Origin of the sequence: Novosphingobium sp. NBM11, from assembly GCF_015390225.1 — a bacterium.
Lineage (GTDB): Bacteria > Pseudomonadota > Alphaproteobacteria > Sphingomonadales > Sphingomonadaceae > Novosphingobium.
On the sequence record NZ_VUOG01000001.1, the window covers coordinates 412,071 to 438,359 of the forward strand.

The following is a 26,289-nucleotide window of genomic DNA, read 5'->3' on the forward strand; positions in this document are numbered from 1 at the left end:
CTTCCCACACGGGAATGGACGCATAGCTCAGTTGGTAGAGCAGCTGACTCTTAATCAGCGGGTCCTTGGTTCGAGCCCAAGTGCGTCCACCATTTTTCCTCTATATATCAAAGCCTTGAACCGCTTCTTCAGAAGTGGCTCAAGCTGTTCTCCATCGCTAGGTAGCTTTCTAGGTAGCAGGCAAGATTGTCGCATTTTCTGAAGCGACGAGCACACAGGCAGTTGCCCCTTGAGATCGGTGGTATGCGGACTTTTGTGGAAGCGTGCGGATGGTAGCGGAGGAGGGAACCAACGCCTTCCAATATGTACTTGTTTTTCAGACATATAACGGAAAAAACGCGCTGAGAATACCCCCTCCAATACCCCAAGAAGGGATCTTTGCGGCGGAACGCGCGGGCGATGCGACAAGGTGATTTCGTATCGTCATTTTCGCTACCTCGGTCTTTTCAATAGATGCCAGCGCGACAGGCACTCTTCGCAGAAATCCGGCACCCTGCTTCGCAATCACTTGGCCATACCTATCCATAAGTGGCGGCATAGCGTTCGCGCATATGCGCATCGACCGTGATCGCTGCATACTTGGGGCCTTCGTCTCCGCTCAGGCAAGAAGGGATGCACTCTATCAGATGTTCGGGATTCCCCGAAAAGAAGAACGGGGCCGAATAGCGCTCCTGCCCGGACGTGTTGACGACGCGGTGGACAGTCGAGTGATAGCGGTCGTTCGTCCATCGGCTCATCATGTCGCCGAGATTGATAACGAAGGCCCCCGGCATCGGCGCCGCGTCCAGCCATTGCTCGGCATCGCGATCCCAGACCTGTAGACCGCCGATGTCGTCCTGCAATAAGATAGTAATTCCCCCGAAATCGGTGTGGGCGCCGCACCCCTTTTCGCCGGGACACGGGTTGGCAGGCTGGGGCGGATAATGGAGTAGCCGCAGCGTCGCGATGGGCTGCTGCTCGAAGGCCTCGAAGAAGCGCCGTTCGAGATCGAGCGAGAGCGCCAGTCCCTCTAGTATCAAGCTCGCCAGCGCGCACAACCGGTCGAAATAGTCCGAGATCGCCAAACGAAACTCAGGCATCGCCTCGGGCCAGACATTCGGTCCGGTGTTGAAGAAACGCTCAGCCAGATCGCTGTCCGCTGCGACGTCCAACCCGATGTAGTACCCTTCCTTTCGGTCGGGCGGTGTGCCTGGCTCCAGCGTCTGGGCGCCCAGTGCTTCATATCCGCGGTTCGCTTTGGACCGCATTAGCGAAACCTTGCGCTTTTCTGCTTCGGACAGCGCGAAAAAGGCCCGGCTGACGCTGAACAGCCGCTCGATCGTCACTGGATCTACACCGTGGCCGACGCAGTAAAAGAAGCCCTTGTCGAGGCAGGCGTCACGGATCGCGGACACGACCGGCCCCCACGCCGCGGGGTCGGGAGAACGCAATCCACCTATATCCACCACCGGAACAGAAGTTCGAGGGGTGCTTGACGGCAAATACGATGCCAAGCTCATAGCATAAACTCCGCTGTGTTTCGTGCATCATGGGCCGGGCAGGCGTCCGCAAATAGCGCAATTTCTCGATACGCATGATGCCGGAATTAGGACGTTGACCTTAGCCGCCACATCGCGGAACATTTGGCCATGTCGAACCGCGCCCACCGCTTCCACGCCCCGATGATCGTCTATTTCGATGCTATCAGGCGTGCCGGGTCGATCCGGGAGGCGGCGCGGCGGCTCAACGTCGCCTCATCAGCGGTGAACCGGCAGCTGCTGAAGCTCGAGGCGGAGCTTGATACTCCGCTGTTCGATCGTCTGCCCGGCGGGCTCAAGCTGACCCATGCGGGCGCGGCCTTCGCCCGCCACGCGATCGAAGTGCTCCAGGACGCCGAACGAATTCGTTCCGAGTTGGAGGCCATGCGGGGACTGCGCTCTGGCCATGTCGAGATCGCCACGGTCGAAGCGCTCACCTCCGATCTTCTGCCGAAGGTTTTGACGCGGCTGCGCGAACTCCACCCGCGCATCACCGTGGGGGTAAGCGTCTTGGGTTCATCGCTGATCCCCGAGGCCGTGATCAACGGAGATGTCGACCTGGGCATCGCCTTCGGGATGGATCGGACCGCCGATCTCACACAGATGGCGCTCTCGCGCTTCCATCTGGGCGCGACAATGCGGCCGGATCATCCGCTCGCCAAGCAGCCCACGCTGTCGCTCGCCACCTGCCTGTCGCACCAGCTAATCCTGCCAAAGTCCGACCTCTCGATCCGCCAGCAATTGCACCGGGTCCTGGGCAAGTTGCCGACCGGGGCGGTTGAGACAAGTTCGGTCGAGCTGGCCAAACAGTTGACGTTGCGCGGATTGGGCATTTCGTTCCAGACCCGGATCGGCATCGAGAAGGAGATCGCGAAGGGCGAACTGGTCCACATCCCGATCTCGAAGCCCGCCGCGCTGCCGGCCGATCTCGGCATCTATGTGCGCTCGCAGCGTAATCCGCCGATCGCGGCCCATGCCCTGATCGAACTCTGCTCCACTGCGATGACTGAGCTGGCAGGCGGCGCTCAGACCGCCTGACCGCGGAAGGCTTCGACTCCGACACCAGCGGCATCTGCCTTTACGCGGTCGGCTTCGGCACCATAACGGCGCGCTAGGACGGCACAGACCATCAGTTGCAACTGGTGGAAGAACATCAACGGCAGGATCACCGCGCCGACTTGCGGCGTTGCAAACAGCACGCCTGCCATCGGCACGCCCGAGGCCAAGCTTTTCTTCGAGCCGCAGAACTGCAGGACGATCCTGTCTTCGCGGCTGAAACCCAGCCAGCGGCCGAGCACTGCGGTCAGCGACAAGACCAGAGCGAGGAGGACCGCAGAGACAGCGAGGATGGTCGCCAGGTCGACCGACGAGATCCTGCTCCACAACCCCTGGACAACGGCCGCGCTGAAGGCGGTGTAGACGACCAACAGGATCGAACCGCGGTCCACCATCATCATCAGCTGCTTCTGGCGCGCGATCCAGGCTCCGATCACCGGGCGCAACAAGTGTCCAGCAACGAAGGGCAGGAGCAACTGGAACGCGATCATCGCGACCGCCTCGGTCGAAGACTCGCCCTGCTTGCCTGTGATCAGAACCGCCACCAGAATGGGGGTGATGAAGATGCCCGCCAGGTTGGAGAACGACGCACTGCAAACCGCAGCCGCGACATTGCCCCGTGCCATCGCGGTGAAGGCGATCGACGATTGCACCGTTGAAGGCAGCAGCGTCAGGAAAAGGATGCCCATCGCCACTGAGCTATCGAGGAACGGCAACAAACCGACCGCCAGGCCAAGGACCGGAAACACCACGTATGTCATGGCCGCGACCGCGGCATGGAGCCGCCAGTGGCGCGCGCCGTCCAGCACCGCTTGCCGCGACAGCCGGGCACCGTGCATGAAAAAGAGCACCACGATGCCGGCATCGGCGAGGAGCCCGGCGACTACCGACGCCCCGCCCCGCACCGGCAACACCGATGCCAGCGCGACCATCCCCAACAACAGGAGGATATAGGTATCGATGTTGAGACGGGCGAGCAGCGCCTTCATGATGTACTTCCTTCGAGCGATACGTGCGCAGATACTATCTTCCATCCCTCCGGAAACCGCACCCAGACCTGGGTCTGGCGGCCGCGACGCTCGCTGTCGGCGCGAAAGAACTCCGCGTGGGTCAGTGCATGGTCCGGCCCGAAGGCGGAGATCGCGACGCGCCCCAGCCGACGCTGCGGCGAGCCGCCGCGGCCCATGCGAAACGCCCGGATCTCGTCGATTCCGTATAGCACTTCGCCCACCCCGTATCGCACCGTGCTAGCGCCATCGTGAAACAGGGCGTCGAGCGCGGGCAGGTCGTCAGCCATGAGCGCGCGTTCGTACGCATCGAACTGCGCTTGCACCTCGGCTAGCACGCGAGGATCGTCGATGGTCATGCGGCTGTCTCCAGGAGAATGGGGTGGCTCCGCGTCAGGCCCTGCGCTTCGAGCATGGCGGCATAGGCAAGCAGTTCCGCGTCGCGTCCCTTGGAAGCAATGAGCTGGACGCCCATCGGCAAGCCGTCGACGGCCAGCGGCGCGGTCACGACCGGCAGACCGAGGAAGCTGATCGGCTGGGTGTAGAGCCCCAGGTTGGCGCGGGCCGGTTGGGGCTTGCCCGCGATCGTGATGAAGGGATCTGCAATACGCGGCGCCGGGCCGTAGGTGGCCGGGGCGATCAGGACGTCGTGGTTGCGAAACGCCGCCTGGATTGCCGCGCCGAACACGGTTCGAAAGGCCAGCGCATCACGGTACAGCTCCTCCGGCAGCGCCGCGCCAGCCAACAGCCGGTCACGGGTGGCGGGATCGTAGGACAGGGCGTCTTCGGCCAATGCGGCGAGGTGCAAGGTCCCGCCCTCGTAGGCAGTGATCAGAAATGCCGCCGATCGCGCGCGCGCGACCCCGGGCAGTTCGACCATCGGCAGGCCGCCAAGGCCCGCCGACAGGGCGGCCAGCGCAGCGGTCATGCCTGGGGCCAGGTCGGCCTGGAACCACCCGTCGAGCAGCGCGGGCCGACCCAGCGGCCTGCAGGGCGTGCGCGCACCTCCCCGCAGCACCGCGTCGACCGCACCGAGATCGACCGCCGAGCGGGCGAAGGCGCCGATGTCATCGAGCGTGTGGACGAAAGGATAGACCCCGGCCATCGGCAGTGAGCCGTGGGTCGGCTTGTTGCCGTAGATCCCGCAAAGGCTGGCCGGGATGCGGATCGAACCATTGGTGTCGGAACCCAGCGCGAATGGGACGAGGCCCGCCGCCACCGCCGCCGCCGACCCGCCCGACGAACCGCCGGCGAACCGGCTGGGATCGTGCGGGTTGCGGGTCTGGCCCCACCGCGCATTGTCGGTGACAAAGCCATAAGCGAATTCGTCCATGTTGAGCGTCGCCACGAGCACGGCCCCGGCTGCGCTCAGTCGTGCGATGGCCGCAGAGTCTTCCCCTGCGGGCTCGGCCTCGGCCAGCCGCCCTGCCCCCGCCGTCGTCGCCAGTCCGGCGACATCGAACAGATCCTTCACCCCATAGGGCACGCCCGCAAGCGGACCGGGATCTTCCCCCGCCGCCAGCCTCGCATCGACCGCCGCCGCCTCGCGTAGCGCACGATCGCGCAGCGTGCGGGTGACCGCGTTGATCCGCGGGTTCAGCGCTTCGATCCGGGCAAGCGCCGCCTCGGCCAGGGCGGTCGCCGACACACGCCGCGCCGCGACCGCCGCGGCGGTCTCCAGAACGCCCATTCCCGCAAACTCGCCGATCATCGGACAGGGCCCCTCAACGTATCTGTATGGACCTGCAGCAGCCGCGCGTTCGCCGCGACGCCCGGCACGCAGGGCTCCGGCAAGGTGATGCCGATCCGCGCCGCCACTTCGTCGGCCAGGCGCGCATCGGATTGGGCGAGCGCGACGAAAACCTGCCCCACGGGCGCAGCGGCATGGCGCGGCGGCACCGCAACCGCCTGCTCGGGCCACTGCGCGAAGTTGAGCACGCTCCCACGCGAACGCCACGCCGCCACTTCGCCGAGGTCGATATCGGCGTAGGTCCAGCCAGGCTGCGAAGGCTCGCCGCTGGCAACGACGCCGTCGTGGGGAGTGTTGCCGTCGGGCGGGCAGAAGACCCCGGCCGCACCTTGGTTCTCGTCCAGCGCGGGAGCCAGTCCGCCAGCCCCACTGTCGAGGCCTGGACCACGAAGCACTGGTTCTCCAGCGCGCGGGCCTGCGCCCCGATGCGGACCCGCCAGAAGCCCTGCATCGTGTCGGTTGCCGACGGCGCCAGGATCAGCCGCGCTCCCGCTTCGGCCTGGGCACGGGCGATGAGCGGGAACTCGACATCGAAGCAGATCGCGATCCCCACCAACCCTGCCGGTGTATCGATCACCTGGATCGTATCGCCGCCGCTGACGCCCCACAGTTCGCGTTCGAACCGCGTCATGACGATCTTGTCCTGGTAGCCACCGCCGCCGTCCGGGGTATGCAGCCTGGCCCGGTTGACGACGATCCCGTCGTCGCGCCGGAACGGCCGGCTTCCACCTAGCAGCACGATCCCGTGCTTCACCGCGAGCGCCCGGCAGGCGGCATCGTATGCTTCGCCCAGCGCGATGACGAGTTCGAGCGACGCCGCGAGATCGCCGGCGGCGGCGGGATCGGTCCCGGCCAGTTCCATCGCCGCATATTCGGGAAAGACCAGGCAATCCGCTCCCCTTACCACTGCCTCCTCGACCCAGCGCGCCAGCTTGGCCTCCCAGGCCTCGAAACTGGGGAGTAGTTCGATCGGATATTGCGCGGCGGCGATCCTGATCCGGTCCTGGGTGATCCCTTCCGCCATCACAGCCGCCGCGCCCAGAATTGCATTTGGTGGAAGGTGCTGATCGGCCTGTCGCGGTCCTTCCAGTCCATCGCCGTGGTCACGCCGTCCAGCGGCGCATAGCCGCGCTTGCGCCAGAACGACGCCAAGTCGCGCGCGTTCTCGGGCCGCAGCGGGTGGCGTTCGCCGCGCACGACCGCGCAGAAGGTGCAGGCAGTCGCCCCGGCAGCGCGGGCCGCCGCCTCGCGCAGGTCGAAGAAGGCGTGGCCGATGCCGCGCCCACGATAGTCCCCGAGCAAAACGGACTCGCCGAAATAGAACGTGTCGTCCGCCGCAAAGCCCGCGCGGACGAGCGGCTCGGACAGCGCAGCGGGCTGCCGCGCAAGCCGCGACGCGGTCGCCGCGCCGACCGCCCGGCCATCGTGCCGCGCGACGATCATCACCGCGGCGGGATCGCTCAGGAACTCGGCGAGATAGGCCGCCTCGTCCACTGGATTGCCGTTGTAGAGATAGGGCCAGTCGCGAAACACTGCCATCCGCAGCGCGGCCAGGACCTGCAGGGTCTCGAGATCGCGCGCTGCGGCCTCGACGACCACTTCGCCCCGTAATGCCCGCCGTTCCGCCAGGGCATCCATCGCTCAGGCAGCCTCGACCTGACGGATCCAGTCCGCCATGTTGTAATGGTTGCTGACCCGAGTGATCCAGTTATCCCGAAGTTCGAAGAAGGCGCCGACGCGCAGGCGATAGGCCTGGCGGTTCGCGGGCGGAAGGCCTTCGTCGGTGACCAGGTATTGCCCCTCAAGCATGAACTCCGCCGCAGCCCGCGAGCCGTCCGGAGATGTCATGATCACCGGGTCGATCACGGTCTCCCGGTACGACCGGTTCATGTGTTCGAGAAACTCGCGAAACCGGGCGATGCCTTCGCGCGGGATGCCCTGGCTTGGCTCGTGCACGACCGCATCGTCCAGCAAAGCGAGCATGCCTGCCGTGTCTTGACGATTGAACGCATCGTAGTAGGCGCGCAGGATCTCGGCGGCTTGGTTCGGCACGGCAGGCTCTGGGCGCGTCATGCCTGGCCCGCCGACGGTCGGTTCAGCCGCTCGGCGTGCCAGCGCAGGTGGGCAGCCATAAAGGTCGAGATAAAATAATAGCTGTGATCGTATCCGGCGCGCAGGTTCAACTCCAGATCGATGCCGGCGGAATCGCACGCCGCGGCCAGCAGATCAGGACGCAGCTGCGTCTCAAGGAATTCGTCCGCCGCCCCCTGATCGACGAGCAATCCGGGCACCCGCGCCCCATCCTCGATCAGGGCGACAGCATCGTGTCGTCGCCAAGCGCTGGCGTCGGTGCCGAAATAGCCGCTGAAAGCCTTCTGCCCCCAGGGCACCAGGCTAGGTGCCACGATCGGCGAGAAGGCGGATATCGCCTTGAACCGCTGAGGAAAGCTAAGCCCGATGGTCAGCGCGCCGTGTCCGCCCATCGAATGGCCCATGATCGACTGCCGCATCATGTCGACGGGGAAGTTCGCCGCGATCAGGGCGGGCAGTTCCTCGGTGACGTATGTCCACATGCGATAGTTTGCGGCATAGGGCGCCTCGGTCGCATCGACGTAGAACCCTGCGCCCAGCCCAAAGTCATAGGCCGCCGCGGGATCGTCGGGAACACCTTCCCCGCGCGGACTGGTGTCGGGAGCGACCAGGATCAGCCCGAGTTCGGCGCAGGCGCGGCGGAACCCGCCCTTCTCGGTAACGTTGGCGTGGGTACAGGTCAGCCCGGACAGATAATAGACGACCGGCAGCTTCGCGCCCGGCGTGAAGTCCGGCACGAAAACCGAGAAGGTCATGTCGGTGCCGGTCGCGACCGAGCTGTGGCGATAGACGCCCTGGGTTCCACCGTGACTGCGGTGGGCCGAGACACGCTCGACCTGGGGTTGCTCGAGGACCGCCTGTTCAGACAAGGATCGTCTCCGGATTGGCGATGCCCTCGGCCTGGAGCCGCTCGGCCAGGCGCTCGACCACCGAGGCGCGGACCGGCTCGCCCTTGCGCAGCTTCTGCCAGGTGTTGAGGCTAATCCCGTAGGTCTCGGTCACGCAGTCACGGGTATGGGCGCGCAGGCGCCGGGCCATCTCGTCGATGGTGCCGCTGGCCAGTTTGGCGCGCGCGATGCCGCCTGCCGCGCTGTATTCTTGGCGCTCTTGCATGGGACCGCCCTCAGAAAACCACGACGGAGCGAATCGATTCGCCCGCGTGCATCAGATCGAAGCCCTTGTTGATTTCCTCCAGCGTCAGGACATGGGTGATCATCGGATCGATCTCGATCTTGCCGTTCATGTACCAGTCGACGATCTTGGGCACATCGGTGCGCCCCTTGGCCCCGCCGAAGGCGCTGCCCTGCCAGACCCGGCCGGTGACCAGCTGGAACGGCCGCGTCGAGATCTCTTTGCCCGCCTCGGCCACGCCGATCACGGTCGATACGCCCCAGCCGCGGTGGCAGGCTTCCAGGGCCTGGCGCATGACCTCGGTGTTGCCGGTGCAGTCGAATGTGTAGTCGGCCCCGCCGTCGGTCAGCGCGACCAGATCGGCGACAACTTCCGCCGTGGTCTTGCCCTTGGGGTTGTAGAACTGGGTCATGCCGAAGCGGCGACCCCATTCCTCGCGCTCGGGGTTGATGTCCACGCCGATGATCCTGTCCGCGCCGACCAGCCGTGCGCCCTGCAGCACGTTGAGGCCAATGCCGCCCAGGCCGAAGACGATCACGTTGCTGCCCGGTGTCACCTTGGCCGTGTTGATCACCGCGCCGACGCCCGTGGTTACCCCGCAGCCAACGTAGCAACTCTTGTCGAATGGCGCGTCCACGCGGATCTTGGCTACCGCGATCTCGGGCAGGACGGTGAAGTTCGAGAAGGTCGAGCAACCCATGTAGTGATATACTGGCTGGCCCTTGTAGCTGAATCGGGTTGTGCCGTCGGGCATCAGTCCCTGGCCCTGGGTCGCGCGGATTGCGGTGCAGAGGTTGGTCTTGCCCGACAGGCACGACTTACACTGGCGGCATTCCGGGGTGTAGAGCGGTATCACGTGATCGCCCGGCTTCACCGAGGTGACACCGGTGCCAACCTCGCGCACGATCCCCGCGCCTTCGTGGCCCAAGATGCTCGGGAAGATTCCCTCGCTGTCGAAACCGTCGAGCGTATAGGCGTCGGTATGGCAGATGCCGGTCGCCATAATCTCGACCAGCACCTCGCCCGCCTTGGGGCCTTCCAGATCGAGCTCGACGATCTCTAAGGGCTTTTTCGCTTCAAAGGCGACTGCGGCGCGGGTCTTCATCGGTATTCTCCGTCAGTAAGGGCTGTGAGGATCGGCCTGGCCTGGTGGCCTCAGCTTCCCCGATAGGTCGAATAGGAAAATGGCGAAACCAGCAGCGGCACGTGGTAGTGTGCATGTCCGTCTATCCCGAAATCGATCGAGACGACGTCGAGGAACGGCGGATCGGGCAACGCAATCCCCTGCCTGCGGAAGTAGTCGGCTACCGCGAAGCTCAAGCGATAGGTTCCGGCATCCAATGCGAGGTCGCGCAAGGCCGGGCACCGGCCATCGGCGTCCGTCGTGCCGCTGAACAAGGTTTGTTTCCCCGCGACAAGCGTCAGCGCGAGACCGGCGGCGGGACGCCCGTGAGCGGTGTCCAAGACATGGGTGGACAGGCTCACGCGACGTGCTTCCAGGGTTCCTGGCCGGCGACGAATTCGGGTTCGTCATAGGCCAGATAGTCGGCGACGATCCTGTCCTGATCGTCGAGAAACAGCTGGTCCGCAACGCCGGCCGCGAGGCGAGGCAAAGCATGCTTGAGGCCCGAGATCGCGGAGGCCGAGAGGCCGAAGTTGATCAGGCCCGAATAGTTGAATGCGAACAGACCGTGAAGCACCCGCTCGTCTTCCGCGGTCCGCCCGAGCAGTTCGAAACCCGCACCGAGATAGGGATGCGCGTCGAGCACCGGGCTGCGCTCCTCCGCCTCGCCAGCCAGGCGGTCTGCCCAGCGCAGGATGCGGTCGGCAACCAGGGCCAGCTCGGGCCGCAAGGCCGGATCGGTGACCAACCCGGTCGACAGGATCAGGAAATCGAAGGTCTCCTCACCCTGCGGGGTGGTGACCCGTACCCCGTCGGCAGTCTCTGTCACGCCAAGCCACGGCGCGCCCCAAGTGCAGGCGAAAGCCAGGATAGCTTGCCGCGCGGGAGAAGGTGTCGTTGGTCGGCGGCTGGTTGCGGTCGAAGAAGCTCCGCATGAAACGGTACTTCATTTCGTCACCCAGCGCCGGAAAGCGGGGGATCAGGCCAGACTGTTCCATGAAGCGGATCGGATTGACCGCGGCCAGCTCCTTGCGCCTTACGAAGACATCGACCGATCCGGCGCCCAGGGACAGCGCATGCTGCGCATTGTCGAAGGCCGAGGCTCCACCGCCAAGAACCGCGATCCGCCGCCCCGCGAGCGCCGCAAAGTCGATCGCTTCGGATGTATGGGCATAGCGAGTACGCGGCAGCGACTCGACCATCTTCGGCGTCTGCCACCGCCCGCCGCCCTGAATCCCGGTGGCGAGGACGACCTTGCGCGAAAGCAGCGAGTCGCCACCCGCCAGGTGAAGCCGGAAAAGGCCGGGCGCGACGGGCTCGACCAGTTCGACCTTGCTGCCGTTGCGCACAGGCAGGTTCAGCACTCGGCGATACCAGCGCAGGTATTCCATCCAGTCGCCGCGCGGGATCTTGTCGAGCGCCGCCCAGCCTGCGGGCCCGTGGAGCGCCTCCCAATAGGCCCGGAAGGTCAGCGAGGGGATTCCGTAATCAATTGAGGTCAGGTGCTTCGGGGTCCGCAGAGTGACCATGCGAGCATAGGTCGCCCATGGGCCTTCATATCCTTCCGGGTTCTCGTCCAGCACCAGGATGTTGCCCACCCGCTCACGCAGCAGACCGAAGGCCGCGCCGAGGCCACTCTGTCCGCCGCCCACCACGATCACGTCGTAAACATGTTCATCGTCATGCGGGACGGTGGGCGTCCAGGCCGGGCCACCCAGCCCGAGGCACTCGAGATCGTGCCTCACCCGTTCTTCGTGCTGCGCCAGGGTCATGCCATGTCCTCCAGCCTAAGCCTTACGATCTCGCCGATCTGCGCGATGGCGGCGGCGAATTCGGTCGGCCGGTCGTTCTCCAGCCGCGACGCCATCGCCGCCAGGATGCCGGCCTTGTTGGTAAGCCGAACGCAGATGATGAAAGGGAAGGCGAATTTCTCGGTGTAGCGGCGATTGAGATCGTGGAACCGCGCGAACTCGTCCGGGTTCAGGCGGTCGAGCCCGGCCGAGGCCTGCTCGGCGGCCGAGGCGCTAGTCAGCGTTCCGTCGATCGCGGCCTTGCCCGCGAGTTCGGGGTGCGCGCGGATCAGCGCCAGTTGCTCGTCGGTCGTGGCCGCCCGCACCACCTCCATCAAGCCCGCGTGAAGATCGGCCAGCGGCAGGCGCCGCGCCGCACGCTCAACCACCCAGGGCGAATGCTCGAACAGTTCGCCGTAGCGGGCGACGAAGGCAGTAGCCGCATCAGTCATGGGGGTGGGCCTCCAGCCAGTGCCGGGCGATGTCGATCCGCCGCGCGATCCATGCGTCGCCGGCGGCGAGGACGTGATCGACGAAGCGGGCGACCGCTGCGGCGCGTGCCGGCTTCCCAGCGATCCGACCGTGCAGCCCGATCGACATCATCCGACCGCCCTCGGCACGCAGGCATTCAAAGGTGTCGCGCAGGTAGCGGAATAACTGCTCGCCCTCGGTGAAGCCGTTGAACGCGACCATCTTCATATCGTTGGCGTCGAGCGTATAGGGCACGATCAGTTGCGGCCGGCCGTGGCGCACATCGTAGTACGGCACGTCATCGGCATAGGAATCGGCGTCGTAGACAAAGCCGCCCTCTTCTACGACCAGCCGCGCCGTGTTGGGCGAGGTGCGGCCCTGATACCAGCCGAGCGGCCGCTCCCCCGTGACCCGCGTATGGATTTCGACTGCGCGGGCGATGTGCTCGCGTTCGATCTCCTCGGGCACGGCCTGGTAGTCGATCCAGCGATAGCCGTGGCTCGCAATCTCCCAATCTGAGCGCAGCATGGCCTCGGTTGCGGCGGGGTTCATCTCGAGCGCAGCGGCTACGCCGAACACGGTCACCGGCGCCCGCCGCTCGGTGAACAGGCGGTGTAGCCGCCAGAATCCAGCACGGCTGCCGTATTCGTAGAGGCTTTCCATCGCCATCGCCCTCGCCGGATGGCTCGCAGCGCCAACCATCTCGGACAGGAACGCCTCCGAACCGCGATCCCCGTTGAGGACGGAGTTCTCCGCGCCTTCCTCGTAGTTCACGACGAACTGCACCGCGATCCGCGCGCCGCCCGGCCAGAAGGCGGGGGGCGGCGTCTCGCCGTAGCCGATCAGATCGCGCGCCGTCATACGGCGTCCCACGCGGCCAGCGCGGAGGCGACGGCCTCGCCCGGCGGGCAGGCGAAGCCTTCGGCGCGCAGAACGGCCTCCAAAGCGCCCAGCGTAATCAGAACCTTGTGCTTGCGCGCGTTGTACCCCATCGCGCCGAAGCGCCAGACCTTGCCGGCAAGCGGACCGAAGGCGGTGCCGATCTCGATCTCGAAGTCCTCACGCAAGCGGCGGCGGACGGTCTCGCCATCGACTTCATCGGGAATGAACGCCGCGGTGACACTGGTCATTCGGTGGCGTTCGTCGCCGAACAGCGTCAGGCCTAGCGCGCCGAGCCCGGCCGCCATCGCCCGCCCGGCGGCACTGTGCCGGGCATAGCGCGCGGCGAGGCCTTCCTGCAGCATGATCCGGGCGCATTCCCGCGCGCCGTAGAGCATGGTCGTCGCCTCGGTGTGGTGGTTGAGGCGCTTTTCCGACCAGTAATCCATGATCATGCCCAGATCGAAATAGTTCGACCCGATGACCAGACCATCTCCGTCGCTGAACTCATCGGTCCGCAGCCCGAGTTCGACATGCCGGCGGCGGCCTATGTGCTCGGCGGCGCGGTCCGAGATCGTGATCGGCGCCGATCCGGAAGAACCTCCCAGGCACTTCTGCAGGCCGCCGGTGACGATGTCCGCCCCCCATGCATCGACCGAGAGTTCCATCCCGCCGATCGTCGCCGTGGCATCGACATAGAGCAAGGCGCCGGCATCGCGGCACAGCGCGCCGAGGCCGCCCAGCGGCTGGGCCATCGTGGTCGAGGTGTCGCCGTGGATTGTCGCGACCAGACGCGGCGCGGTGCGCTGGATAGCGGCAGCGATCGCATCCAGCGGCACCACCTCGCCCCAGGGGGCCTCGACGGTTTCGATCCGCGCGCCGATCCGCCCGAGAATTTCCGTCAGGAGCAGACCGAAGCGCCCGAAGTTCACGACCAGAACGACGTCGCCGGGCGAGACCAAGCTGACCAGTGCAGCCTCGATCCCGGCCCGGGCCGTGCCGTTGACAAGGAATGTCCAGCGGTTGTCCGTGCCGAAGATCGGTCGGTAGAGCGCCATGACCTCGTTCATGTAGCCGGTCATTTCGGGATCGAACTGCCCAAGTAGATCGGCCGACATCGCGCGGAGCACGCGCGGGTGGGCGTTGACCGGACCGGGTCCCATCAGCAGGCGCTGCGGCGGGTCAATCTCGCCAAAGAAATCATGCATTGCGGAGTCCTTCCAGGTTTTCGATGAAGCGCAGCATGACTCGCGCCGCAACTTCGACGTCGGACACGGCCACGCGTTCGGCAGGGTTGTGGCTGATCCCTTCCGCGCATCGGATGAACAGCATGGCCGTGGGGCATAGCGCCGACAGGATCATCGCATCATGCCCCGCGCCCGACATGAGCCGGCGGATGGGCACACCCTCGGCCCCGATCGCCTGATCCAGCAGGCCCATCAGCGCGGGATCGGAGGGGCTCGCAGGCAATTCGTGCAGGAGGTCGACAGCCAGTTTGATCCCGCGTTGCGCGGCGATCGCATCGAACCGGTCGAGCAGCGCCGCTGCCAGACCCGCGCAACCCGCGTCGGTCGCGGCGCGCACGTCGAGCGTGAAGCGGACCACTCCGGGGATGACGTTGGCGGCGCCGGGCGCAGCGGCGATCGTTCCCACGGTGGCGACATGCTCGCCGCCCGCGGACAGGGCCAGCGCCTCGGTCGCGAGCATCATCTCGGCAGCGGCGGCCAGCGCATCGCGGCGGAGCCCCATGGCAGTCGTCCCGGCATGACCCGCACGGCCGGTTAGCTGGATCGCGTAGCGCTTCTGCGCCGCAATCGCCGTCACGTTTCCCACGGGCAGCCCCGCTGTCTCAAGCGCCGGCCCCTGTTCGATATGGGCCTCGAAATAGGCGAAAGCACCCTCGTGACGCGCCGCCGCGTATTCGCCGAAACTGGCCGCGACGGGCACGCCTGCTCTGGCGCCATAGTCGCGCAGCGCCTGGAAGAAGCTTACCCCCTGCGCATCGACCGGCTCGTGCGCAATATCGCCCAAGGTGCCCGCAACCGCCCGGCTGGCTAGCATCGCCAGGGGGAAGCGCGATCCCTCCTCGTCGCCAAAGGCATAGACCTCGATAGGAAATGAAGGTCGCCTACCCGCCGCGTGCAACGCGGCGACGCACTCGATCCCCAGCATAATCCCCAGCGGACCGTCATAGCGGCCGGCATCGCGCACGCTGTCGAGGTGACTGCCGATGATCAGCGCCGGACCGGAGGCAGTTCCTTCGTAACGGCCAACCAAATTGCCCGCCACGTCGATCCGCACCGTCATCCCGGCCTCGGCCATCCAGCTGGCCACGGACTGCTGCGAGGCGGCATAGGCGGGTGTCAGGTAACCGCGGTGAAGCCCGCCCGCCATGTCGCTGTAGGGAGCATGTCCAAGCGCGTCGCAGCGCTCGACCGCACGAATCCCGCCTACCACGTGCCGACCCCGCCGTCCGAGCGCGGATCGGTCGCGCCTTCCAGCAAACCATCCGGATGCCGGACAATCGCCCCGGCATGCCCCATGGTCGACGTAAAGGCGCCCAGGACTTCGACATCGTGGCCAGCGTCGCGCAGCGCGGCGAGCACGGTGTCGTCGATGCGACGTTCGAGCTTGAGCGTGGTGCTCGTCTCGCCCCAGGTGCGGCCCAGCAGCCAGCGCGGCCGGGTGATGGCCTCCTGCAGCGGCACCCCGAACCAGGCATAGCGGCTGAACACGGCTGCCTGGGTCTGCGGCTGGCCTTCGCCGCCCATCGTGCCATAGGCCATGACCCGGCCATCGTCGAACCGGGCCAGCGCGGGGTTGAGCGTATGGAACGGCTTGCGCCCCGGTTTCAGGGCGTTCCAGCCCTCGTCCGGCAGGCGGAAGCTGGAGCCGCGATTCTGCCAGGTAATCCCGGTTTCGGGTAGTACGAGGCCAGAACCGAATTCGAAATAGGTCGACTGGATGCAGCTCACCACCTGGCCGCGCCCATCGGCTGCCCCGAACCACGTCGTATCGCCCAGCGCCGCATCTTGGGGCCAGGCAAGGGCCCGCTCGCGGTCGATCGCCGCAGTCATCGCGTCGAGCCCGGCGGTATCGTCGAGGATAGCCTGCGGCGCGACGGGCATGTAGGCCAGATCGCCAACATGGCGGTCGCGCACAATGAACGCCTGCTTGGTCGCTTCGATCAGGCCGTGCAAGTGGGCGAAGCCTTCGCCTTCGCTTACACCGAGCCGGTCGAACAGCGCGAGGATCAGTAAAGAAGCCAGTCCCTGGGTCGGCGGGGCGGTGTTGAACAGGCACGCATCCTTGACCGCGATCGTCAGCGGATCGGGCTTGGTCGCCGCATGATGCGCCAGATCGTCTTCGCTGACCGGACTACCCAGCTTCGCCAGATCCTGGGCGATCGAACGCGCCAACTTGCCCTCGTAGAAATCCTGCAGGCCGTTCTCAGCCAGTGCCCGCAGCGTCCTCGCCAGCGCGGGCTGGCGCAGCAACTCGCCCTCGCGCAGCGGGCGGCCTGCGGGGGCGAAAGTCGCGGCATAGGCGCCGGGCTGATCGACCAATTCAGCGTGCTTGGCCGCGGCGAGCTCGGCCCCGCCGCAGGTGACGGCGACGCCTGCTTCCGCGAGGTCGATTGCGTCGCGCAACAGCCGGTCCAGCGCAAGCGTGCCGGCATCGTCGGCCAGAGCGCGCTTCCAGCCGGAGATCGTGCCGGCGACCGTGTTGGCCGACAGCGGTCCGCGCCAGGGGATTTCGCTCATTCCTGCATAGAGCCCGAGGTTAGCCTTTGCCGCCGCGCCGCCGCAGGCGTCGATCGCGTGAACCCTGCCGTCGGGCTCGTGGATCAGCCAGAAGCCATCGCCACCGATTCCCGTCATGTGCGGATAGACTGCCGCCAAGGCCGCGGCGATGGCGACGCAGGCCTCCACCGCGGTGCCGCCATCCTTGAGCACGTCGCTGCCGGCCTGGCTGGCCAAGTGATGTGGCGAGGTCGTGATCCCCTTGTAGCAGCGCAGTGAGTGCATCATTCGGGAAGTTCTCGCATAGGTGGCGTCTGGCCATGTCTGCCGATGATCCTCGCTCGCAAAAAGAACATTTTATAGACCATAGTGATGCCGTTTTGCGGACACCCCGACTGTACAGGATCGTGGCTGATCAAGCCCCCGAAACAAAAAAAGGCCGGCGGAAGCCCCTGGGAGGGGTTCCCGCCGGCCAGGGCCGTTCGCAGGGCGAGACTTCAGCCCGTCAGGCCAAGCTCCCGCAGCGCCTTACGATAGGCGACCGAGGATCGGTCGGCCGCGAAATGCGCCTCGTCGTCGAGTTCAAGCGGCAGATCCTCGGGCGACTGCGCCTCAACGATAGCCTGATCCTCGGCGAAGATCTGAGCGTTGAAGGCGTAGACATCGTCAACCGAGCCCGTCATGTCGAAATTGCGGACCAGCGGCACGTAGAGCGTAGTCCGCCGCGCCGAGACAGGCGTAGCGATGTTCATGATCCGCAGCACGCCGCCCTCGGGAAAGTCCACTGTCAGAAAAGCGGTATAGGGCGGGTGGACATCGAAGACACGGCGCCAGACGAAGCCTTCAGGCTCGAGGTGCTGCAGCGCCTTGGGAAAGTTGCTGATCCCGCTGATGTATGTGCTGCGGAAGCCGTAGTCGGTCGATTTTGTTTGGTAGACCGGCACCACAGGGCTCTCGCGGTCGGCGAAGGCCTCGTGGTGTATCCAGGCGAAGTGGGCGACGTCGATGAAGCCTTCGACTTGGCGGCCCGGCGAAGCTTCCATCGCCACCGGCGGGCACAGGATCGCCTGGAAATGGGCATCATCCCATTCGGGAAAATCGGGAATCCCGCCTTGCGCATTGTCGGGATCGAGACAGGTCCAGACCAGTCCGTAGCGCTCGGTCGCCGGCAGGGTGGTCGCCCGGAAGCGATCGGAGGGCACGACGTTGGGCTGCGCAGGAATCCGCACACAGCGCCCGTCGTTGGCGAAACGGAGGCCGTGATAGGGGCAAACCAGTTCGTCGTTCTCGACCCACCCCATGCTCAGCGGCACACCGCGATGCGGGCACAGGTCGCGCGCGACGCTGATGCCTTGAGTTGTCCGATAGACCACCAGATTCACGTCGAGCAGGACCGATCGCACAGGCTTGTCGGCCAGATCCTTGACGCGGGCGATCGGGAACCAGAACCGCGAGAGGACTTCCCAGTCGCCTTCGGCATAGGTGCAGTCGCGCGGCCGACGGACGAACGGTCGGGGCGGTGCGACGGCCGACGGTTCGTCGGTCCGCTCCGCCAGCAGGGAAATCGTCTCGCTCATTCCGGGGTCCCCCGGAAGTTGATGCGCAGCGCATTGCCATCGGGATCGCGCAACACCGACTGATACCAGCCGTAATAGGTAGTGAACGGCTCCTTCACAATCGTCGCCCCCAGATCGCGCGCCTTGTCGGTCAGGGCGCGGACTTCGTCCTGGGATTCGACGTCGAAGGTCTGGAACACGCGGTCGCCCGGCGTTTCCTGTGGGGTCAGGCCAAGCAGGTCGTAGGCGTCGGGCGCGTTGAAGCCCAGCCCGGTCCCCCCGGCGAAGAAGGCGCGGAAGATCGGCGTGCGGCTGACGAGGTTCTCCTCAAAGCCGAACAACTCCCCATAGAATTCGGCCATGCGGTCGATGTCGGTGGTGAAGATGTTGGTATAGGTCAGGGCTGGCATCGGTTAATCCTTCACGCGGCGAGGCCGTAGGTCTTGCGGTACATTTCGGCGATGTGGCCGCCGACAGTGGTTTCCTGGAAGTCGGGCTTGCCGCCCGCCGGCAGGCAGGTCGGCGCGCAGCGCACCTCGTAGAAGTAGTTCGGGTCGAAGAAGGTCGGCACCGAGAAGCGGTCGCGACCGCTGTGGTTATTGAGCACGCGGTGCATGTTCGCGTGGTAGAGCCCATTTGTCAGAACCCGGACCATCTCACCCAGGTTGATGACGAACGTGCCCGGAATCGCCGGGGCAGCGATCCATTCGCCCGCGGCATTTTCCACCTCGAGCCCGCCGACGTCGTCCTGCAACAGGATCGTGATCATGCCCCAGTCGGTATGGGCTCCTGCGCCGATCTGGTTGAACGCAGCCGTTTCGGGCTGAGGCGCATAGCGCAGCAGCCGGCTGTTGAAGAGCGGCTCGGCCAGACCATCGGCAAAGTAGGTCTCCGGCAGGTCGAGCGACAGCGCGATCAGACCCATCAGGTGTCGGCCAACGCGGAACATCTCGTCCATGTAGGCTTCATAGCGCCTGCGGAAACCGTCTGGCTTGCTAGGCCACTGGTTCGCGCCGCAGTTCGGCACGCCATCGCGGACGTAGGGATGATCGTCGTCCAGATCGCAACCGATCAGAAAGCCTTCCTTGAGATCGGGCGGTGAGCCGTCGTCGAGCGTCTGGATGCCGGGAACCTCGTAGCCGCGCATGCAGGCCGACTTGCGCGCATCGACCGCCAGCTTCTCGGCCAGCGGCAGGCTGAAGAAGTCGCGCGCAAGCGCGAGTTGCCCGTCCATCAACTCCTGCGCGACGCCGTGGTTAGCGATGTAGAAGAACCCGGTGTCGCGGGCGCTCTTGTGGATTTCCCAGGCCACGGCCCGCTTGAGCGCCGGGTCGTCGGAAAAGCTCGGGGCCAGGTCGATGACCGGGATTGTCGTGGCGGGTTTGGGCGGGGTGTACACGATCATGGGCGATCCTCCTGCAGGCAGCGCGGCATCACGCGGCCTGGGTCTCCTTGAACTTGGGGGTGTCGTTCATCTGGTTCATCTTCATGTCCAGATGCTCGATCGAGGTGGTCGGTGCGTATTTCGGCGCCTGGCCAACCGCGCAGGTCGGGATGCATTCGATCACCGCGTCGTAGTTGGGCTGGTGGAAGAACACGAGCGACTGACGGCGGCTGCCCACCCCCTGCGCGCGCGGCGGATTGACCACGCGATGCATCGTCGAGACCCATTCGTCGTTGGTCCACTGCGCCATCAGGTCGCCCAGGTTGATAATGAAGGCGCCAGGCACGATCGGCACGGGTTCCCAGCACCCGTCGGCAGTCAGCACTTCCAGCCCGCCGGGCTTGTCCTCGGTCTTGAGGATGGTAAGCCCGCCGTAGTCGGTGTGCGCGCCGGCCCGGAGCTGACCGACCTCGAGCTCCTCGGGCTGGTCGGGATAGTTGCTGACGACCAGGTTCGTGATGTGCTTGTCGATCTTATCGGCGAACCAGTCGGCGGGCAGGTGCAGCGCGCGCGCGCACAGTTCCATCAGCAGTTCGGCTAGGCCGGCCATCTCGCGGTAATAGTCGATGATCGCCGGCTTGAACGCGGGCACATGGGCATCTGGCCAGATGTTCTCCTGGAAGATACGCCGCGCGGTTGGCGTGGTGAAATAGGGGTCCGCTGGGTCGAGATCGAACCGGCCGACGTTGTAGTATTCGCGGTGATCCGGCTTAGCCCCGTCCTCGCCGATCGTGCTGGCGAGGTTGCCGGTCTCAATCCCGAAATAGCCCCGGTAGATTGCGGGGTCGGGCGAGCGATACTTGGCCTTGTCAGCCGCAGGCAGGTCGAACAGGCGGCGCGAAGCCTCCGTCGCCGCATCGATCACCGGCTGCGGCACGCCGTGGCCGGAGACGACCAGAAACCCGATGCTGCGCGCCGCCGCGCCGACTTCATCGGCGACCTGCTGCTTTTCCGCTTCGCTTCCCGTCCGCGCCTTGGTGAGGTCGATGACGGGAACCACGCTGCCCGCGAACTTCATGCTATCCTCCTGTATGGACGGGCGACGCCGTCGAAAGTGTGGTGTTGTTGATGGATGGTTCGTGCGCCGCCGCCTTGCCGGGACGCAGGAACAGGTTGAGCGCGATCGCGGTCACGATCCCCAGCAGCACGCCGCTGTGCAGGAACGGGGCCAGCACCACTGGCGCCGCGGAGAAGAACCTGTCCGACATGGTTGGGATCAGGCCGACCCCTAGGCTTACCGCGACGATCAGGACGTTCTCGCGCGAGGAGCCCAGCCCGGTGGTGGCCAGCGAGCGGATGCCCGAGACGGCGACCATGCCGAACAGCACCAGCGCTGCACCACCCAGGACGCTTGGCGGCATGGCCGCGACCAGCGCCGAGAGCTTGGGGAACAGCGCGAGGCCCAGAAGGATCGCGGCGGCGCCGACGCAGACGAAGCGGCTGCGCACCCCGGTCATGCTCACCAGCGCGATATTTTGGGCGTAGGAGGTATAGGGAAAGCTGTTGAACAGACCGCCGATCACCGCGCCCATGCCGTCGGCCCTCAGTCCGCGCGAAAGGTCGCGGGTCGAGACCGGCCGTCCGACGACATCGCCCAGCATCATCAGCATGCCGCTCGATTCGACGAGCGTGATCAGCAGGACGATGACCATCGAGGCTATCGCGGCGAGATCGAAAATCGGCAGGCCGAAGTGGAACGGCGTGACCAGTTGCATCGCGGGCGCGGTCCCCACGGCGGCGAAATCGACGATACCAAGCGTGATCGCCAGGGCATAGCCCACGGCCATCCCGATCAGGATCGCGCAGTTCTGCAGGAAGCTGGCGGCAAACCGGGTGACTAGCAGGATCGTCGCCACGGTGATGCCGGCGAGCAGCAGGTTGGCCGGCGATCCGTAGTCCACCGCTCCTTGCCCGCCGGCGGCCCAATCGATCGCCACGCCCATCAACGAGAGTCCGATCAGCAGCATCGCCGTGCCCGTCACTGTCGGGGTCAGTACCGAGCGTAGCCGGCCGACGAACGGCACCAGCGGAATAATGATCAGGCCGGCGGCGATCGCCGCACCGTAGACGCCCTGCAGGCCCAGCCCGGGCTGGCCGGCGATCGCGATCGCAGGCATCACGCCCACGAAGGTCACGCCCATCATGATTGGCAGGCGGATCCCGAAAGGACCGACGCCCAGGCACTGCAGCAGCGTCACCAGGCCGCAGGCGAAGAGATCGGCGCTGACGAGATAGGCCGCGTGCTCGGGCGAAAGCTTGAGCGCCGAGGCGACGATCAGCGGAACCGTGATCGCCCCGGCATACATAGTCAGCACGTGCTGGAGAGCCAGCGCGCCCAGCGCCCCGGCCGGTGGAACGGCATCCACCGGATGGGGGTAGGCCGTCTCAGAAGTCATATTTCACCGAAGCGATGACCTGGCGGGGCGGAATGTACATGTCGCTGGTCGTAAAGCTGCCGAACGGATTGGAATAGCGCGACGCCACCCCGGCATTGTCGAACAGGTTCGTCAGGGTCAGGCCGATGGTCAGGTTGCTGTCCTGCGGGGTCAGCGTGAAATTGGCGTTCACCTGAGTATAGCTCGGCACCACATCGCGCGCGCCGTCGTTGAAGATGCGGTACTGGAACTTGCCACGATAGATCAGTTCGGCGTGCGAGCGCAGCGTTCCCAGCGAGCCGAGTTCGAGTGTGTGGGTCGCCCCAATCGAACCCTGCCATTTGGGCAACTTGGGCGGCAGGTTGCCGTTGGTGTTGCGGGTCTGCTGGGCGCGCAGGTTGATCGTATAGGCATCGAACGGACCGTAACCGAGTGCCGCCGCCGCGACGGTGGCGGCATGGGCGCGCGACGGGTCAAGCGTGATGTAGTCCCCAACCAGCTTGCCGCCGAGGTATGTGACGTTGCCGTCGAGCTTCAGGTTGTCGGTGACCTGGACCACCGCCTCGGCCTCGGCGCCCCAGATGCGGGTCTTCGGCACGTTGGAGACGCCGCCCTGGTAGGGCACCGGATCCTCCATCTGGTACTGGAGGTTCTTGTAGTCGTAGAAGAAGGCCGCCGCGTTCAGCGTGACGCGCCCATCGGCGAAGCGGTTCTTGGCGCCGAGTTCGTAGGACCAGACGTGTTCCGACTTGTAGGTCAGCGGCACCAGCAGCGGCGTGCTGTTGTTGCTGACCCCGCCTGGCTTGTAGCCGCGCGACACGCTGACGTAGACCATGTTGCGGTCGCTCAACTCAAAGTCAAGTTCGGCCTTGCCGGTCAGCGCGCTCTCGCTGGTCTCGGAGAACACGGTCGGCCCGAAGATGTCGAACAGCGTGCTGTTACTGCTCTTGAACTTGTCGTGATTGAAGCGCAGGCCGATCGTCGCGCTGAGCCGATCGGCGAACTGGTACTTCCCCTGCGCAAAGGCCGCGTAGCTGTAGCGCTTCTGCCGCGAATTGAGAGCATAATCGAGATTGTAGGGATAGTTGCCGAAGGTCAGCGGCAGGGTCAGGTTGAAGGTGGCGTGGCATCGGTGCCCTTGTATTCCAGGATGTCCTGCTTGAGGTTCTGGTAGAGGAAGTAACCGCCCACGATGTAGCTGAGCGGACCGTTTCCGTTCGACGTCAGGTTGAATTCCTGGCTGAAGGCATCGACTCCGTTGTCCCAGTACGGCTGCACGTCATAGGCGCCGAGCGAGGCGTAGTTCAGCCGGTCCACGTCTATCTGGTTGTGGTTGCGGGTCCTCTGGTACGAGGTCAGCGACTTCAGCGTGCCGAAACCCAAGTCGTAGCGCAGGTCGGCATAGGCCAGGAAGAAGTCGAGCTGGTACTTGTTCGGATAGTCCTGCGAGATCCGGCGCGGATCGGGATCGGGATCAGCCACATGCTTCTGTGCTGCGCCGTTTTCGTCTGCAGTGAAGTACTGCGCAGTAAGCTGGGCCGAGAAGCTGTCGCTCGGCTCCCACAGCAGCGAAAGCTTGGTCGAGAGCCGATCGGCATCGTCGAGGCCGTAACGGCCGTAGCTGGGGGCCAAGCCCGTCTGGACCGCAAAGCCCTTGTGATAGTAGCGTTGGACCGTGCCGCGGATCGCGAGGGTATCGGTCAGCGGTACGTTCAGAGTGGCGGTGCCGCGTACGAGATCGTAGTTGCCCAGTTCGAGCTGCACCGATCCACCAAACTTCGCCATATCGGGCTTCTCGGTAATGGCGTTGATGATTCCGCCGGTGGCGCTTTGCCCGAAGACCGTGCCCTGCGGCCCGCGCAGCACTTCGACGCGCTTGAGGTCGAGGAAATCCTGCTGCAGCGCATAAGGGCTGACCACATAGACTCCGTCGATGTGGAACGAGGTGCCAGGCTGGGCGCTGAGGTTGTCCGATGCCTCGTAACCCACCCCGCGGATCGAAACCACACGGACGAAACTGCCGCTGTTCGCTACCGTAAGGCCGGGCACGAAGCCGTTCATGTCGATGAGTTGGGTTACGTTTGATTGCGCCAGCCTGTCCGCACCAATCGCTGTGATGGCGAGAGGAGCGCGCTGGAGAGTGGTTTCCTGCTTTTCACCGGTAACGATGATTTCCTCGCCCGCATCGGCCTCGGCTGCCCCCACATCGACCGTCGCTGCGTCCGCGGTGGCCAAACTGTCCGCCGCCTCCGCGGCATGCGCCGTCTGGCTGAGCCCCAGGAACGCCGGGATCATCGCCCCTGCCAGAAACCGCGCTTTGTGCCGCATCGAAACCATGTGTCTTTCCCCGTGCTAGGACGGCCTCCTGACCGCCCAAATTGTTTTCTCCTCTCGTTTTTTGCTCTCCAATCTGTGTGCCATTGCGCAGCGACCTAATCCATATCAGAATACAGCACTCACTGTTCGCAAAATGTGATCACCTGGAGAATCTGCGATGTTGCTTGGCCGAGCCGCCCTATATTTTGATGAAGTCGCCCGGCGAGGTGCCCTACGGCGGGCGGCCGACGTACTCCACATCGCACCATCGGCGGTGGACCGACAGATCATCCAACTCGAGGAAGAGCTGGGCACCCAGCTGTTCGAGCGGACCCCCACCGGCATGAAGATGACGGCGGCGGGCGAACTGCTGATCGACGGGGTCAGGCGCTGGCGCCGTGACCTGCAGCGGATCCGCTCGGAGATTGACAATCTGGTCGGGCTGCGCCGCGGCAGCGTGGCCATGGGCTTGGTCGAGGGCGCGACCGAATTCACCGCCCTGGCCATCGCGATGTTTCAACGGCGCTATCCCGCCATCCAGTTCCGCATGGAGGTGTTCGGAGCGCAAGGCGTGATCGATAATGTACTGTCAGGCGACATTGATGTCGGCATTACCTTCAACCCGCCCGACAACCCCACCATCCGGCTCGATCGCACGATGATCTATCGACTGGGGGTCATCGTCCCGCCCGCACACGAGCTGGCAGGTCGACAGGAAATCTCCCTTAGCGAATGTGCGAGCTATCCGCTGATCATTCCCAGCGATAATCTTTCGCTTCGCCGTGTCCTGGACACGGCGTGGGGACGGCATGTCGGCGGCTCTCCGCGAGCGATCGTGGAAGCCAACAGCATCGGCCTGATCAAATCGCTTACCATCCGCGGCGTGGGGGTCGGCTGGCTGACTGCCTTCGACGCCATCAGCGAAATTGAAGCGGGGGCGCTGGTGTTCCTGCCGCTCTCCGACGAACGCGTCGACCTGTCGACGCTGTCCATCGTCAGCGCTGCCGGGCGGACGCTATCGGTACCGGCGTCATTGTTAATCCAACACTTATCGCAGACGATGGATGAGCATGGGGTGCCCGTTATTTGATATTCGCTTCTATTAGCAGATCGAAACGGGAATTCAGGGTCTACGAGTGGCCGTCTGCCGTAAAGCGAGTTGTCTGTTCACGTCCCAACCATTGCGACGGCGAACAGTAAACCATTGACACAGCTTAGCGCGAGGAATCCTAGCCGAATAGATCACAGCGTCATGAGTTCTAAACTCGCGATACCGCACGAATCCACTCCTCGATTTCCGCCTCGACCCAAACTGCACATTTGGGCCCCAGCGATCGCGACCTCGGGAATCGCCCTTCGCTCATCCGCTGATAGATGGCTGAACGACGTAGCCCGACACGGGCCATCACTTCCGGCAGTCTAAGAAGCCGGGCCGGCGGAAGTGCTTCGGCCAGTTGAGGGACGTGCGTTTCATCTTGTATTGAATTCGGCATTGCGGGTCTCATTCGTAAAGTTCGGTCCCCTCCGAACTTTCAGGCTTACCGGGGCATAGACATCGTGATGTCCCGATTGGCGAAATCATCGATGTGCTTGGCAAGCATTCGCGCCACGAGCTGGGCCGTGCCGCCCGCCCAGCGGGGCCTCAGATCCTCGATCCGGCGGCCAAGGGTCCGCTGAAGATGGACGGGCAGGCTGGTGAAGAATTCTTCGAGAAACTCGCCCATCTCGCCATGCATCCACTCGCAAGCGAGATCTTCCTGACCGGCGAGAGCGAGGATCATGCTGGCTCGCGGGTGAGCTCCACAGGCGGCAAGCACACGCGCTGCTTCGTCGAGCCCGATGGGCCGCTCACCACGCGCAACGCGAAGCAGGGTCTCGCGATGCATCCCACATTCATTGGCGATCCTGTGGCGGGGCTTGCCTGCTGCATCGATCGCATGGGCGAGCACCCGAGCCAGGCTTTCATTGGCCGGTCTGGCGGCGGCAGTTGGATGGTACATGGTTGTCTCCTAGCTTCTGCACTGGTGCGACTCGCAGGCA

27 protein-coding genes, 1 tRNA gene and 1 pseudogene are annotated in these 26,289 nt (G+C 65.0%); 3 read left to right on the plus strand and 26 right to left on the minus strand.

The genetic code is table 11. The features are described from left to right. Positions 1–16 precede the first annotated feature (16 nt). Positions 17–92, plus strand: a tRNA-Lys gene (locus F1640_RS02000). Between the two features lie 426 nt (positions 93–518). Here F1640_RS02000 and F1640_RS02005 read toward each other — a convergent pair. Next, positions 519–1,499, minus strand: coding sequence for an isopenicillin N synthase family oxygenase (locus F1640_RS02005; protein WP_194917476.1), 981 nt, complete (start codon positions 1,497–1,499; stop codon positions 519–521). 129 nt (positions 1,500–1,628) lie between these two features. Between F1640_RS02005 and F1640_RS02010 the strand changes: the two genes are divergently transcribed. Next, positions 1,629–2,555, plus strand: a complete 927-nt coding sequence (locus F1640_RS02010; RefSeq protein WP_054725625.1) for a LysR family transcriptional regulator — start codon at positions 1,629–1,631, stop codon at positions 2,553–2,555. On the opposite strand, the gene F1640_RS02015 is transcribed toward F1640_RS02010, so the two are convergent. The 23 genes and pseudogenes from F1640_RS02015 to F1640_RS02125 form a co-directional block, all read right to left on the minus strand. Beyond that, a complete protein-coding gene (locus tag F1640_RS02015) occupies positions 2,543–3,562 on the minus strand; it encodes a bile acid:sodium symporter family protein (protein ID WP_194917478.1) in 1,020 nt (339 codons plus the stop codon). The two genes, F1640_RS02010 and F1640_RS02015, sit on opposite strands and share 13 nt — an antisense overlap. Further along, a complete protein-coding gene (hpxZ, locus tag F1640_RS02020; RefSeq protein WP_194917480.1) occupies positions 3,559–3,939 on the minus strand; it encodes an oxalurate catabolism protein HpxZ in 381 nt (126 codons plus the stop codon). The genes F1640_RS02015 and hpxZ overlap by 4 nt, the downstream gene beginning before the upstream one ends. Beyond that, complete coding sequence (locus F1640_RS02025; protein WP_255530165.1) at positions 3,936–5,291, minus strand: AtzE family amidohydrolase; 1,356 nt, start codon at positions 5,289–5,291, stop codon at positions 3,936–3,938. Before F1640_RS02025 ends, hpxZ begins: the two co-directional genes overlap by 4 nt. A 13-nt stretch (positions 5,292–5,304) precedes the next feature. Beyond that, a complete protein-coding gene (locus F1640_RS02030; RefSeq protein WP_255530166.1) occupies positions 5,305–6,354 on the minus strand; it encodes a carbon-nitrogen hydrolase family protein in 1,050 nt (349 codons plus the stop codon). Next, positions 6,354–6,968, minus strand: a complete 615-nt coding sequence (locus tag F1640_RS02035) for a GNAT family N-acetyltransferase (RefSeq protein ID WP_194917482.1) — start codon at positions 6,966–6,968, stop codon at positions 6,354–6,356. The genes F1640_RS02030 and F1640_RS02035 overlap by 1 nt, the downstream gene beginning before the upstream one ends. Positions 6,969–6,971: 3 nt before the next feature. Next, on the minus strand, positions 6,972–7,403 hold the full coding sequence (locus F1640_RS02040) for a ketosteroid isomerase-related protein (protein ID WP_054725615.1): 432 nt from the start codon (positions 7,401–7,403) through the stop codon (positions 6,972–6,974). Next, a complete protein-coding gene (gene fghA, locus F1640_RS02045) occupies positions 7,400–8,290 on the minus strand; it encodes an S-formylglutathione hydrolase (protein ID WP_194917484.1) in 891 nt (296 codons plus the stop codon). Before fghA ends, F1640_RS02040 begins: the two co-directional genes overlap by 4 nt. Then, positions 8,283–8,534, minus strand: a complete 252-nt coding sequence (locus F1640_RS02050) for a hypothetical protein (protein WP_145923365.1) — start codon at positions 8,532–8,534, stop codon at positions 8,283–8,285. The genes fghA and F1640_RS02050 overlap by 8 nt, the downstream gene beginning before the upstream one ends. A 10-nt stretch (positions 8,535–8,544) precedes the next feature. Next, the gene (locus F1640_RS02055) at positions 8,545–9,657 is read right to left on the minus strand and encodes an S-(hydroxymethyl)glutathione dehydrogenase/class III alcohol dehydrogenase (RefSeq protein ID WP_054725608.1); all 1,113 of its coding nucleotides are present in this window, start codon (positions 9,655–9,657) and stop codon (positions 8,545–8,547) included. A 50-nt stretch (positions 9,658–9,707) separates the two neighbouring features. Beyond that, entirely contained in the window at positions 9,708–10,037 is a 330-nt protein-coding gene (gene uraH / locus F1640_RS02060) for a hydroxyisourate hydrolase (RefSeq protein WP_054725606.1), read from the minus strand. Beyond that, positions 10,034–11,447: pseudogene (locus F1640_RS02065) on the minus strand (FAD/NAD(P)-binding protein). The gene uraH and the pseudogene F1640_RS02065 overlap by 4 nt, the downstream one beginning before the upstream one ends. Beyond that, complete coding sequence (gene uraD, locus F1640_RS02070) at positions 11,444–11,917, minus strand: 2-oxo-4-hydroxy-4-carboxy-5-ureidoimidazoline decarboxylase (RefSeq protein ID WP_054725600.1); 474 nt, start codon at positions 11,915–11,917, stop codon at positions 11,444–11,446. The pseudogene F1640_RS02065 and the gene uraD overlap by 4 nt, the downstream one beginning before the upstream one ends. Then, the gene (puuE, locus tag F1640_RS02075; protein WP_194917487.1) at positions 11,910–12,797 is read right to left on the minus strand and encodes an allantoinase PuuE; all 888 of its coding nucleotides are present in this window, start codon (positions 12,795–12,797) and stop codon (positions 11,910–11,912) included. Before puuE ends, uraD begins: the two co-directional genes overlap by 8 nt. Next, entirely contained in the window at positions 12,794–14,023 is a 1,230-nt protein-coding gene (locus F1640_RS02080) for an alanine--glyoxylate aminotransferase family protein (RefSeq protein WP_054725592.1), read from the minus strand. Before F1640_RS02080 ends, puuE begins: the two co-directional genes overlap by 4 nt. After that, positions 14,016–15,272, minus strand: a complete 1,257-nt coding sequence (locus tag F1640_RS02085; protein ID WP_194917488.1) for an allantoate amidohydrolase — start codon at positions 15,270–15,272, stop codon at positions 14,016–14,018. The genes F1640_RS02080 and F1640_RS02085 overlap by 8 nt, the downstream gene beginning before the upstream one ends. Next, entirely contained in the window at positions 15,266–16,846 is a 1,581-nt protein-coding gene (locus tag F1640_RS25050; RefSeq protein ID WP_194917490.1) for a gamma-glutamyltransferase family protein, read from the minus strand. Before F1640_RS25050 ends, F1640_RS02085 begins: the two co-directional genes overlap by 7 nt. 209 nt (positions 16,847–17,055) lie before the next feature. Beyond that, complete coding sequence (locus F1640_RS02095; protein ID WP_194917492.1) at positions 17,056–18,135, minus strand: Rieske 2Fe-2S domain-containing protein; 1,080 nt, start codon at positions 18,133–18,135, stop codon at positions 17,056–17,058. Further along, on the minus strand, positions 18,132–18,524 hold the full coding sequence (locus tag F1640_RS02100) for a VOC family protein (protein ID WP_194917494.1): 393 nt from the start codon (positions 18,522–18,524) through the stop codon (positions 18,132–18,134). Before F1640_RS02100 ends, F1640_RS02095 begins: the two co-directional genes overlap by 4 nt. Before the next feature lie 11 nt (positions 18,525–18,535). After that, entirely contained in the window at positions 18,536–19,519 is a 984-nt protein-coding gene (locus F1640_RS02105) for an isopenicillin N synthase family oxygenase (RefSeq protein WP_054725574.1), read from the minus strand. Positions 19,520–19,547: 28 nt separating this feature from the next. Then, on the minus strand, positions 19,548–20,576 hold the full coding sequence (locus tag F1640_RS02110) for an isopenicillin N synthase family oxygenase (RefSeq protein WP_194917496.1): 1,029 nt from the start codon (positions 20,574–20,576) through the stop codon (positions 19,548–19,550). 1 nt (position 20,577) lies between these two features. After that, positions 20,578–21,954, minus strand: coding sequence for a nucleobase:cation symporter-2 family protein (locus F1640_RS02115; RefSeq protein WP_194917498.1), 1,377 nt, complete (start codon positions 21,952–21,954; stop codon positions 20,578–20,580). After that, positions 21,944–23,077, minus strand: a complete 1,134-nt coding sequence (locus F1640_RS02120; protein WP_309229310.1) for a TonB-dependent receptor domain-containing protein — start codon at positions 23,075–23,077, stop codon at positions 21,944–21,946. Before F1640_RS02120 ends, F1640_RS02115 begins: the two co-directional genes overlap by 11 nt. Continuing rightward, the gene (locus F1640_RS02125; protein WP_194917502.1) at positions 23,041–24,270 is read right to left on the minus strand and encodes a TonB-dependent receptor; all 1,230 of its coding nucleotides are present in this window, start codon (positions 24,268–24,270) and stop codon (positions 23,041–23,043) included. Before F1640_RS02125 ends, F1640_RS02120 begins: the two co-directional genes overlap by 37 nt. Before the next feature lie 157 nt (positions 24,271–24,427). Here F1640_RS02125 and F1640_RS02130 point away from each other — a divergent pair, with 157 nt between their 5' ends. Further along, positions 24,428–25,339 (plus strand): LysR family transcriptional regulator, encoded by a 912-nt coding sequence (locus F1640_RS02130; protein WP_194917504.1) that lies wholly within the window; start codon positions 24,428–24,430, stop codon positions 25,337–25,339. A gap of 169 nt (positions 25,340–25,508) precedes the next feature. Here the strand turns inward: F1640_RS02130 and F1640_RS02135 are convergent, their stop codons facing one another. Continuing rightward, positions 25,509–25,742, minus strand: coding sequence for an AlpA family phage regulatory protein (locus F1640_RS02135; RefSeq protein ID WP_082395431.1), 234 nt, complete (start codon positions 25,740–25,742; stop codon positions 25,509–25,511). A 45-nt stretch (positions 25,743–25,787) separates the two neighbouring features. Further along, positions 25,788–26,249, minus strand: a complete 462-nt coding sequence (locus F1640_RS02140) for a hypothetical protein (RefSeq protein ID WP_054725559.1) — start codon at positions 26,247–26,249, stop codon at positions 25,788–25,790. Positions 26,250–26,289: the final 40 nt, after the last annotated feature.